At 29.8% G+C, this 11,799-nt stretch carries 13 protein-coding genes; 5 read left to right on the plus strand and 8 right to left on the minus strand.

Annotated elements, in window-relative coordinates; translation table 11 throughout:
- From Q326_RS0113940 to Q326_RS19115, 3 genes are all read right to left on the minus strand, one after another.
- Positions 1–226: transposase (locus Q326_RS0113940; RefSeq protein ID WP_026894070.1), on the minus strand; the 226-nt coding region annotated here is incomplete at its 3' end.
- Between the two features lie 129 nt (positions 227–355).
- A complete protein-coding gene (gene pepT / locus Q326_RS0113945) occupies positions 356–1,579 on the minus strand; it encodes a peptidase T (RefSeq protein ID WP_026895940.1) in 1,224 nt (407 codons plus the stop codon).
- A 283-nt stretch (positions 1,580–1,862) separates the two neighbouring features.
- A complete protein-coding gene (locus Q326_RS19115; RefSeq protein ID WP_051531513.1) occupies positions 1,863–2,354 on the minus strand; it encodes a tryptophan-rich sensory protein in 492 nt (163 codons plus the stop codon).
- A 187-nt stretch (positions 2,355–2,541) separates the two neighbouring features.
- On the opposite strand from Q326_RS19115, the gene typA reads away from it, so the two are divergent.
- The 5 genes from typA (at position 2,542) to ndk (ending at position 8,182) form a co-directional block, all read left to right on the plus strand.
- Positions 2,542–4,353, plus strand: coding sequence for a translational GTPase TypA (typA, locus tag Q326_RS0113955; RefSeq protein WP_026895942.1), 1,812 nt, complete (start codon positions 2,542–2,544; stop codon positions 4,351–4,353).
- A gap of 58 nt (positions 4,354–4,411) precedes the next feature.
- Complete coding sequence (locus Q326_RS0113960; protein ID WP_026895943.1) at positions 4,412–4,657, plus strand: GIY-YIG nuclease family protein; 246 nt, start codon at positions 4,412–4,414, stop codon at positions 4,655–4,657.
- 138 nt (positions 4,658–4,795) lie between these two features.
- Positions 4,796–5,881, plus strand: a complete 1,086-nt coding sequence (locus Q326_RS0113965) for an NAD(P)H-dependent flavin oxidoreductase (protein ID WP_026895944.1) — start codon at positions 4,796–4,798, stop codon at positions 5,879–5,881.
- Positions 5,882–6,106: 225 nt separating this feature from the next.
- A complete protein-coding gene (locus tag Q326_RS0113970; RefSeq protein WP_026895945.1) occupies positions 6,107–7,690 on the plus strand; it encodes a DEAD/DEAH box helicase in 1,584 nt (527 codons plus the stop codon).
- A gap of 96 nt (positions 7,691–7,786) precedes the next feature.
- Positions 7,787–8,182, plus strand: a complete 396-nt coding sequence (ndk, locus tag Q326_RS0113975) for a nucleoside-diphosphate kinase (RefSeq protein ID WP_026895946.1) — start codon at positions 7,787–7,789, stop codon at positions 8,180–8,182.
- On the opposite strand, the gene Q326_RS0113980 is transcribed toward ndk, so the two are convergent.
- The 5 genes from Q326_RS0113980 to Q326_RS0114000 all read right to left on the minus strand — a co-directional run bounded on the left by Q326_RS0113980 (position 8,179) and on the right by Q326_RS0114000 (position 11,402).
- Positions 8,179–8,649, minus strand: coding sequence for a hypothetical protein (locus Q326_RS0113980; RefSeq protein WP_026895947.1), 471 nt, complete (start codon positions 8,647–8,649; stop codon positions 8,179–8,181). The genes ndk and Q326_RS0113980 overlap by 4 nt on opposite strands.
- Before the next feature lie 117 nt (positions 8,650–8,766).
- Entirely contained in the window at positions 8,767–9,648 is an 882-nt protein-coding gene (locus Q326_RS0113985; RefSeq protein ID WP_026895948.1) for a hypothetical protein, read from the minus strand.
- Positions 9,630–10,391, minus strand: coding sequence for a hypothetical protein (locus Q326_RS17485; RefSeq protein WP_051531515.1), 762 nt, complete (start codon positions 10,389–10,391; stop codon positions 9,630–9,632). The genes Q326_RS0113985 and Q326_RS17485 overlap by 19 nt, the downstream gene beginning before the upstream one ends.
- A 2-nt stretch (positions 10,392–10,393) precedes the next feature.
- Positions 10,394–10,852 (minus strand): hypothetical protein, encoded by a 459-nt coding sequence (locus tag Q326_RS0113995; RefSeq protein ID WP_026895949.1) that lies wholly within the window; start codon positions 10,850–10,852, stop codon positions 10,394–10,396.
- Entirely contained in the window at positions 10,839–11,402 is a 564-nt protein-coding gene (locus tag Q326_RS0114000) for an RNA polymerase sigma factor (RefSeq protein ID WP_026895950.1), read from the minus strand. The genes Q326_RS0113995 and Q326_RS0114000 overlap by 14 nt, the downstream gene beginning before the upstream one ends.
- Positions 11,403–11,799: the final 397 nt, after the last annotated feature.

Consider the following 11,799-nt stretch of genomic DNA (forward strand, 5'->3'; position numbering starts at 1 on the left):
ACTTTGTTTTTAGATTCTTTTGTGTGTGACCATTTCTTCGGTTATTAGTTCTTTTGTTTTTCTTATCTCCTTTGTCATATCCTAGTTCTATATCTAACTCAGCCTCAAGCATTTCCTGTAGAGCATCCTTAAACATTTCTTTAAGGAATGAATGGAGATCATCTGATGTTTTTAAATTTCCCCCTTTAATCATATCTCTTAAAACTTCTTTTGGTAATGTACTCATAACAAAACTCCTTTCTGGTTTAATTATTATTCTAATTATTGCCAGAAAGGAGTAATTTTTTTCACAAAAGCACACATTTTTTTACATTACCGTAGTTCGTAGCTAATAGATACGAACTACTAACTTTTTTTATTTGCTATATAATTCTATTATCTTTAATATGACCTTCACTGATTTTTCCATCGATTGAATAGGAATATATTCATATCTACCGTGGAAATTATGTCCTCCTGTAAATAGATTCGGACAAGGAAGTCCCATAAAGGAAAGTCGTGCTCCATCTGTACCACCTCGAATAGGTCTAATAAGTGGTACTACAGAGGATTCCTCCATGGCCTTCTTAGCTATATCTACTATATGTATTACAGGAAGAATTTTTTCTTTCATATTAAAGTATTGATCCTTTAAATCTAATGAAACTACATTATCGCCATATTTATAGTTCATATAATCTACGGCTTTAGAAATTAACTCTTTTTTATTTTTAAACTTTTCTTTGTCATGATCCCTTATTATATAAGACATTTTGGTATTTTCCACTGAACCATTAAAGGCCATTAGATGAAAGAAACCTTCATAGCCTTCTGTATGGGATGGTTTTTGTTCTACTGGGAGCAATGAATTTAATTCCATGCCTATAATTATAGAATTTATCATCTTGTTTTTTGATGATCCAGGATGAACATTTCGACCTGATATCTCTATTTCAGCTCCAGCAGCATTGAAATTTTCATATTCTAATTCCCCTATTTCACCACCGTCTACTGTATAAGCAAAATCAGCATTAAATTTTTTTACATCAAAATGATCTGCACCACTGCCTATTTCTTCATCGGGAGTAAATCCTATCTTTATATTTCCATGTCTTATATCAGGATTTTTTAAAAGGTATTCAATAGCCGATATGATTTCAGCAACTCCAGCTTTATCGTCGGCTCCTAATAATGTGTTTCCATCAGTAGTTATTATATCATTGTCTATATATTTTTTTAGTTCTGGGAATTCTTTAGGAGATAATACTATGTTTTTTTCATCATTGAGTACTATATCTTTTCCATCATAATTCTCAATTATTTTTGGATTAACATTTTTTCCAGAAATATCTGGACTTGTATCCATATGGGCGATAAATCCTATTGTTGGGACATCTTTATCTATATTTGATGGTAATGTGGCCATAAGATATCCATTATTATCTAAAGATATATCCTTTAGACCTAGTGATTTTAATTCTTCTGCTAATATCTTAGCAAAGGCCAATTGGTTTGGAGTACTAGGTACAGATGCTGAACTTTCATTGGACTGAGTATCATATTTTACATATCGTAAAAATCTTTGAGCAACTTTAGACATCTAAAAACCTCCTCATTAAGTTTAATTTAATTTTTTCATTAAACTACTAACTATACTTATATAAATATTATATATATAATGAGTTCAAAATGAAACCTAATAGTATAGTAATTGAAAATATAAGTAATAACTTAACTTAAATATAACAATAGTTAACATGGAGTTAATTATTAAAAGATAATATAGATGTATAATTATAGATGTATTAAAGGATAATAACTAATTTCAGATAGATTTTATACATTTTCTCCCCTAAAAAAGACTGGCACATTAGGCCAGTCTTTTATTTGTTTAAAAACCAGATAGAAAAATTCAATAGCGATGCAAATGAGACCCATAAAATATATGGTATCATTAAGTAAGCTGAAAATTTGTCGAGATTATAGAATTTTAGTGTTGTAATAATTATAAAGACAAGTAAAATAATAATTTCTATAAATGCTATAAATGTTAAATTAAATCTAAAAAATAATATGGGCCAAAGGAAATTTAATATAAGTTGTAAGACATAAAAAAATAAAGCATTTTTAATTAGTATAGTGGAATTATCAGATTTTGCTATTCTGTAAGATGCTATCCCCATTAATATGTATAGTATAGTCCAAACTGGAGCAAATATCCAACCTGGAGGTGAAAAAAAGGGCTTTATAAGGGTTTGATAATAGTCAAATGAGTTTTTGGTTAAAATAGAACTTAAAAAACCTATAGACAGGGGAATTAGGATACTAATAATAAAGCATGAAATTTTTTTTATAGAACGAGTCACAAAAATCACCTCATTAAGAGTTAATTATATTATTTATACTATAATATAATATGTAAGCATATCACTATATATACCCAAATTAATGTTTGTTATAGAAAAATTTTACATTGAATATTATAGAAAAATATTTGCGTAATTTTCATTAATTGTGTATTATAGTATAGTTGAAAAATTTTTATAGAAAGTAGGCTAATTGATGAAAGAGAGAAAAGATATAATTAATGTAGCAGTAATAGCCCATGTTGATGCAGGAAAATCTACTTTAGTAGATGCACTTTTAAACCAGAGTGGTGTATTTAGAGAAAATGAGCAAGTGGTGGACTGTATTATGGATTCTAATGATTTGGAAAGAGAAAGGGGAATCACTATTTATTCCAAAAACTGTGCCATAGAGTATAATGGTATGAAGATAAATATAGTAGATACTCCAGGGCATGCTGATTTTTCATCTGAGGTTGAACGAATAATAAAAACTGTGGATACAGCTATTTTGTTGGTTGATTCCAGTGAAGGGCCGATGCCCCAGACTAGATTTGTATTACAAAAGGCATTACAAAGGGGATTAAAACCTATACTCCTTATAAATAAAATAGATAAAAAAGACCAAAGAGCAGAAGAAGTAGTAGATATGACATTCAATTTATTTATAGATTTGGGAGCTACAGATGAACAGTTAGATTTTCCCATACTTTATGGTGTAGCAAAAGAAGGAATAGTTAAGAAAGAAATGGAAGATGAGGGAAAAGACCTATCTCCATTGTTTGAATTATTAATGGATCATGTAGAAAAATATCCCAATAGGGATGAAGAACCAGTTCAATTGCAAATATCGGCATTGGATTACGATGAATATATAGGTAGATTAGGTATTGGTAGAGTGACAAGGGGAATAATAAGACCAAATGAAACAGTTGCCATATGTAAGAGAAATGGAGATGTAGTTAAAGGAAAACTGACAAAGATATTTGTTAATGAGGGATTAAATAGATTAGAAAAGAAAGAGGCATATAGTGGAGATATGGTTGTAGTTTCTGGTATCTCTGATATCTCTATTGGTGAAACTATATGTGATGTAGATAATGTAGAGCCTTTAGAAATGATAGATATAGAAGAGCCTACACTGTCCATGAACTTCCTTGTTAATAATTCTCCCTTTGCAGGACAAAGTGGTAAATTTGTTACTTCTAGACATATTAAGGACAGGTTAGAACGGGAACTTGAAACCAATGTAGGCCTTAGAGTAGAGGAATTAGAGGATGGATATAAGGTTTCTGGTAGAGGAGAGTTACATCTTTCTATACTTTTAGAAAATATGAGAAGGGAAGGATACGAGATTTCTGTTTCTAAACCTGAGGTATTACTTAATAAGATAGATGGTAAATTACATGAGCCATTTGAAAGGGTCATAGTGACATTGCCCGATGAGTACAGTGGTACAGTAATATCTAAATTGAATCTCAGAAAGGGTATTATGCAGAATATGAGTAGTGAAAATGGATATACTAAATTAGAATATTTGGCCCCCACTAGAGGGTTGTTGGGATATAGAAGTGAATTTATAAATGACACACGAGGTGAAGGTACGATAGTAAGGTCCTTTGATTGCTTTATGCCATATTGTGGAGATATACCAGGAAGGTCAAATGGAGTATTGGTATCCCAAGAAAGGGGTACAACTATGGCATATTCTCTATATAACTTAAGTGAAAGAGCTACTATGTTTGTAGGCCCAGCAGTAGAGGTCTATGAAGGTATGATTATTGGGATGAATAGTCGAAGAGATGATATGGTAGTAAATCCATGTAAAAATAAAAAACTTACTAATGTAAGGGCATCAGGTTCTGATGATGCAATAAAACTTTTACCTCCCAAGGTATTTACTTTGGAGGAGGCCCTTGAATTTATTGAAAATGATGAGCTTGTAGAAGTAACGCCTGATGATATAAGACTTAGAAAAAAGATATTAAATGCCAGTGATAGAATGAAAGCAAATAAAAAAATGAAATAGACTTAAAAAACACTGACTTAAAATTAGAGTCAGTGTTTTTTAAAAATGGAGGTTAAATATGCCTTATGTATATATAGTTCAGTGTAATGATGAGACATTATATACTGGATGGACTACAGATATAGAAAGAAGAATAAATGAACATAATAGAGGTATAGGCTCAAAGTATACCAGAGCTAGACTTCCCGTTGAGTTGAAACATTTGGAAAAGTATAAGACTAAAAAAGATGCAATGAAACGAGAGTGGCAAATTAAAAAGATGAGTAGAAAAGATAAATTGAATTTGATTGGAACAGAAAAATAAATTTTTGAAATTGTATGTAAATATAATTTATTATATAATTTAAACCATCAAGGAAATTGCATAATTAGTATATTAAATTGATTTAATTAAGTTATTGTGGGATTTTCTTATAGAATAAAAAGCGAATGGAGTGTTGAAATGAAGATACCAAGTTTGAAAATTGGAGATCTAACAGCATCTGTACCTATAGTGCAAGGTGGAATGGGTGTGGGAATATCCATGTCAAGATTAGCTGCAGCAGTGGCTAATTGTGGAGGTATAGGAGTTATATCAGGTGTAGAACCTGGATTTAATTTTGATGGGTATTATAAAGACAAGATAAAGACAAATCTGAAGGCATTGAGACATCATATAAGAAAGGCAAAGGAGTTAGCCCCAAAGAATATTATTGGAGTAAATATTATGACAGCAATAAATAACTTTGAAGATATGGTAAAGACAGCTGTGGAAGAAAAAATAGATATAATATTTTCTGGAGCAGGATTACCATTGAGTTTACCCAAATTTGTGAAGGATTCCAATACTAAAATAGCTCCAATAGTATCATCAGGAAGGGTAGCGAAGCTTATCTGTAAACAATGGGACAAAAAATATCAGTATCTACCCGATGCTATTGTATTAGAAGGCCCTAAAGCAGGAGGGCATTTAGGATTTAGTAATGAAGACTTAGAAACCGAAAATGAAAATAAAAGTTCTTTAACTGATATGGTGAAAGAAGTGTTGGAATCAATCAAGCCCTTTGAAAGAAAGTATAATAGAAAAATACCTGTTATTGCAGCGGGTGGTGTCCATGATGGTAGAGATATAGCAAGGTTGCTTTTAGCAGGAGCTTCAGGGGTGCAAATGGGCACACGTTTTGTAGCTACCCATGAATGCGATGCCAGTGAAGCGTTTAAAAAAGCATATATAGATGCAAAAAAAGATGATGTTGTGATTATAAAAAGCCCTGTAGGCATGCCTGGTAGGGCAATAAACAATGATTTTATTAGAAAGGTATATGAAAACTATGAGAATAAAGAAATAAAGTGTATAAGATGTCTAAAGGGGTGTAATCCCAAAAGCACACCATATTGCATTGCCGATGCTTTAATTAATGCACAAAAAGGCAATTTTGAAAAAGGATTTGCATTTGCAGGAGAAAATGTATACAGGATAAAAGAGATTACATCGGTAAAAGCTCTAATAGAAGGATTAATGAAGGAAATAGAGGAATATGAAGCATAAAAAATCCTTGTTAATATGTATAAAGTAATATATAATGGATTAGTCAATGAAAATTAATTTGATTTTAAAGCTGTGAATGGCTGGATGATCATTTGCAGTTTTTTTGTGCAGATATATATTTGTATAATATGTATAATTAATAAATTTATAATTTAGAGATATACTATAATTATAAATTTATAGAGTATAGTGTATTTTAGAAGTAAAAATAGAAAGGAAAGATATATGAAAACAGTTAAATTTCAAGAACTAGAAATAATGAATGAGTTAAAAAAAGCTATTGAGGATATGGGTTTTGAAGAGATGACACCAATACAAGCTAAGGCTATCCCAGAGGTACTTACAGGAAGGGATATTATAGGTCAAGCACAGACTGGTACGGGTAAAACGGCTTCATTTGCAATTCCTATAATAAATAAAGTTGATGTCAGCAATAGAAATTTACAGGCGTTAATATTGTGTCCTACAAGGGAGTTAGCTATACAGGTATCTGAGGAAGTAAGAAAGCTATGTAAATATACCCATGGTATTAAGACATTACCTATTTATGGAGGACAGCCTATAGACAGACAGATTAAGGCATTGAAAAAGGGAGTACAAGTAGTTATAGGTACACCAGGTAGAGTTATGGACCATATGAGAAGAAAAACATTGAAATTTAAAAATGTAAATATGGTAGTTTTAGACGAGGCTGATGAGATGTTAAATATGGGATTTAGGGAGGATATAGAGACTATACTTCAAGATATCCCCGAAGAAAGACAAACTTTACTTTTTTCTGCTACTATGCCTAAAGCAATATTAGAAATTGCTAAAACTTATCAAAAAAAGCCTAAGACAGTTAAGGTGGTACATAAGCAATTGACTGTACCTAATATAGAGCAATATTATTTAGATGTGAAAAAGAAAAATAAATTTGAAGTACTAACTAGATTAATTGATGTATATAACCCTAAATTGGCATTGATATTTTCCAATACAAAGAAGAAAGTAGATGAATTGGTTGGAGATCTTCAAGGAAGAGGATATTTGGCTGATGGTCTTCATGGAGATATGAAACAAAGGCAAAGAGACAGAGTAATGAATAATTTCAGGATAAATAATGTAGACATATTGGTAGCTACAGATGTTGCGGCTAGAGGAATAGATGTAGATGATGTAGAGATGGTAATAAATTTTGATGTACCTCAAGATGATGAATATTATGTACATCGTATAGGTAGAACAGGTAGAGCAGGTAGAACTGGGTTGGCATTTACATTGGTCTCAGGAAGAGAAATATATAAATTAAAGGATATACAAAGATATACTAAAACTAAAATAAGAAGACATGATACTCCCAGTGCCAATGATGTAGAGGAGGCCAAATCTCTTATACTTATAAAACAAATTAAAGATATTATTGAAAAGGAAAATTTAACTAAACAGGTGCATATAATAGATAAATTGATAGAAGATGATCATACATCTATAGATGTGGCAGCGGCTTTATTGAAGATGCTAATGGGTAAAGAAGAAAAAGAAAATTCAAATGATGAGCTAGATTTAGAAGGAACAGGTGCAGAACCAGGTATGGTTAGATTATTCATAAATATAGGAAGAAAACAAAAGATTAGCCCAAAAGATGTTGTTGGTTCAATAGCAGGAGAAACAAAGATACCTGGTGAAGTCATAGGAGCTATAGATATTTATGATAAATATACATTTGTGGAAGTACCTAAGGAACATGGTAAAAAGGTATTAAAGATAATGAATGGGAATACGATTAAAGGTAGAACCATTAGTATGGAAGTGGCAAATAGAAGATAGTTTTGTATAAACCTAAGGGAAAATTCCTTTAGGTTTATTTTAAAATTTGGGTATAATAAAAATAATTAAATTAATTTAAAAGAAAGGGGTTCAAATATGGACAAAACTTTAGTATTGATAAAACCTGATGGAGTAAAACAAAAAATTATAGGTAAGATTATTTCTATGTATGAAGATAACAATCTTGAAATACTAGACTGTAAAATGATAATACCTAGCAATAAAATACTTGAAGAACATTATGTAGAACATAAAGGAAAGGTTTTTTATAATGAACTTATGAAATTTATGAGCAGTGGATCAGTGGTAGCTCTAATTGTAGGAGGAGAAAATGCCATAGATAAAGTGAGAAGTATAAATGGTGCCACAGATCCTAAAGTAGCTAATGAGGGTACCATAAGAAAATTATTTGGTACAAATGTGACTAAAAACACTGTACATGGTTCTGCAAACGAAGAAGATGCAAAACGGGAATTAAATATTTGGTTTTAGAAATGTATAAAATTTTCTAGGTTTTTAACATGCTTTTTTTCTTCTTCTACTATTTGGGATATAATTTTATATTGAATGGAATCGGTATCAGTTTTAGATAGAACCAGTCTTCCTTTGATGTCCATAAGTAAAGCAAGGTTAGCCTTTTCAAAGTCCAATGCATATATAATTAAATCTTTTATATCCTTAAAATTTGGTAAATACATATCGTTTTTAAATTTATTTGCTAAATGGGATATTTTATCGTATGAATAAAAATTTATAGGTTCAATAGCTTTGTCTTCTAGGCTTTTCTTTAAGTTATTATAATATTCAATATGTCTATCTTCCTCTTTTAAAAGAATTCTAAAAATAATCTTTATTCTACTATTGTCTTCTATTTTTTTTATTGCAGTTATATAGAGTTGTTTTGACTTCTTTTCGATTGAGATGAGTTTGTCTATTATATCAATTATAGTATAGGCCACATATTTTCACTCCTGTTAATAGTTAATATGAACTATTTTATCATATTAACTATTAGATAACTATATAAATATGATAAAAACAAGCTCCAAAAGTTTCCAGAGCTTGTTTTTTGATGATTAATAAGCAGTATTTACTATTATTTCATCTGCATTTATTATATTGATCTTATTTTTGCCATTACCAAAGGATGCTTTATTATTATTCCATTGAATATTGCCTTTAAGATCTTCATCATTATCTATATTTCCATTGATTAAAGCATCGATTTTATTATCAATTCTCATAGTTATTGAACTAAAATTGTCTATAGTAATATCATTATCTATATTTTGAACTATAAGATTTAAATAAGAGCCATCATTGATCTCTATATTCATATTATCAGGAATTACAAGGGTATAATCTGATATAGATGAATAGTATATTGCATTATTTCCATAAAGTGAAGCATCAAAGCTTACATAAAGACTATCTCCAGATCTATGAGTAATGAGATTATCTGACTTAACAAGCCCTTTGGCTTTTTCTTTACTATCGGCATATGCCCTTACATTTCCAGTTAATAATAAGGAGTCGGTGTTTTCAACTCTTATATTCATATCACAATAACTGGGAGCATCTATTATTATTTTATTTATAGTATTATCTATTGGCAATTCTTCGTGGGGAATAGAGAGGTCATATCCTTTGGCAGATACCATAAGGTTTACCTTAGATACTACATCTAACTGAACTAGAGAATATATCACAATATTTGTACCCATTATTATAATTATTATAAATATACTTAGAATATCGTATCTTATTTTTATTTCACTATCTCTAATTTTATATGAATACCATAATATTTCTCCTCCTAAAATAATTGGGATAATAGGCCAGAATTTGAGTCCCCATTCAATTGCTGATATTTTGCTACCTTGTGCTACAAATAGCATAACACCAGATAAAATCAAAACTATTGCCATAGATATAGTGCCTACTCTTCTTCTTCCCATGAATTTACCTCCTCTAGCTCTTTTTTATCTCCCATCAATAGTTTTATACCGCCACCTATTAATAAGATAGCAACTATGGATGTTTGCATATATCGTTGAATTTCCCAGGGTATTAATGGATAAATAATTCTATCCAATATAACCATAATGCCCATTATAATTAGGCCCCATCCAATCCATTTGTGTTTTAAATTTTTAATAGGTAAAAAATCTACATTGTCATTGATATTCTCATTAGATATACAGTGAAATGCATCAAAGAAACTATAAAACCATATTATTGGCAGTATAAATAAAAATAAACTTATATTAAGCCATCCCATGAAAAAGATAGTAAAAAAGAATAGGGACATAAAGCTTAATCCTCTCCTTTGTAGACCTAAAAACATATGACCTGCACCTGGTACTATGGATAAAATCATAGTTATAGTTTTACGATTAGATTTTTCCATTGCTATGTTATAATTTTCCTGGACATTGTTACCAGAATGATTTCTAAATATTTTGTCTCTCATAGCAAAGGCATCTATAATAGCTATAAGCCATATGACAGGTAGTGCAAATAATAGAACTAAGAAAACTGTATCGGTACCTGATAAAAGAAACAATCCAAATGTTCCAACTATAGCTCCAAAGAATGCTAACATAAATATAATGGCTCTATTCTTTAATCCTAAATAGAAATGGGTTAAACCAGGAATAAAGGATAGAAAAATCATAGCTAGGCTACTTTTTTCTCTCATAATTATCGTTCCTCCTTATTTGATAGTTCAAAATTATTTATAAAGTTAGAAGTTTTACTAACTATTTTATTAGATATATTTGTAATATAATTTTTTTCTTGAATTTCATTTGTAGATATTGCTGATTCAGCAATTTGAGGTATAGTGTGTGGGAGTTTAGTAAAGAAACCACTGGCTACCAATATCATAGTTACACATGCCACAGCAACATAATATCCAAATAGATGTTTAACATTTTTCCTTTTGATTTTTTTAGAGGATATTTTATCTACTATATTATCTGAAAAATCATTAGATAGAATATTTGATGCATCTTCTATCTCATTGGTATCAATAGTGTTTAAAAATATATCCATACAATGGTTACACTTCATAAGATGTTGTTCCATTTCTTCTAAAATACCTTTAGGTAATAGTTTTTCTTTGTAAAGAAACCAGTCCATATTATCATAGTGTTTCATCTAATGCATCCCTCCATTTCTCTTTAAATAGATTTTTTGCCCTATACAACCTTGAAGCCACAGTTTTTATAGGGGTACTTTCTTCTTTAGAGATATCTTCATAACTTTTTCCCTCTATGTAGAATTTGATGATGGTGTCACTGTATATACTAGGTAAACTATTACAAATTTCATAAAATAATTTTTTCTTTTCTTTTATAAAAAATTTGCTTTCAGTAGATTCCACAGTAGAATTCTTTTCTAATAGATCTAAATTCGCTGAATCGTCAATAGATGATATGTATTTAATTTTTGATGTTTTTTTATAATCTAAAGCCTTATGTGTAGCAATCTTACCAATCCATCCTTTGAAGTTTTCAAATCTGTATCTATGGAGGGAACGGTAAGCTTGTAAAAAGACCTCTTGAGATACATTTTCAGCTTCAGCATTATCTGTTATAAAGTTTAATATTATGGCAAAAATATAAGCTTTATATCTATCGACGATATATTTAAAAGCATCCTTATCACCATTTAGTATTTTCTTTACTAATTCATTATCACTTACCATAATGTCCCTCCTTCCCTGCATAAATTAGTAAATGTAATATCTTATATTAGTTAGTATAGTCTATATTAAATTGTCTTTCACTAATAATGACGAACAATACAAAGAAAATACTGCAAAAAAATGATTAAAAAAATGTAATATATTAATTGATTAGAGATATAATAGAAAATATATATTTAACAGCAGGATAATAGAAAATTTTGACGAATATAGTAATAAAATAATTTTTATTATCTAAACCCCGGAATATACCGAGGTATTTTTAAATTCTATAGAAAAAATTACCCAAGTGTTTATTTAAAAATAGAAAGACCAACTATTAAAAGTCAAGTCATTAAATAAAATAATTTTTAGAATTTTAATATTTAAAAAGAGCACAACAAATAAGACTTGTAAA

It is taken from the genome of Clostridiisalibacter paucivorans DSM 22131, assembly GCF_000620125.1.
GTDB lineage: Bacteria > Bacillota > Clostridia > Tissierellales > Clostridiisalibacteraceae > Clostridiisalibacter > Clostridiisalibacter paucivorans.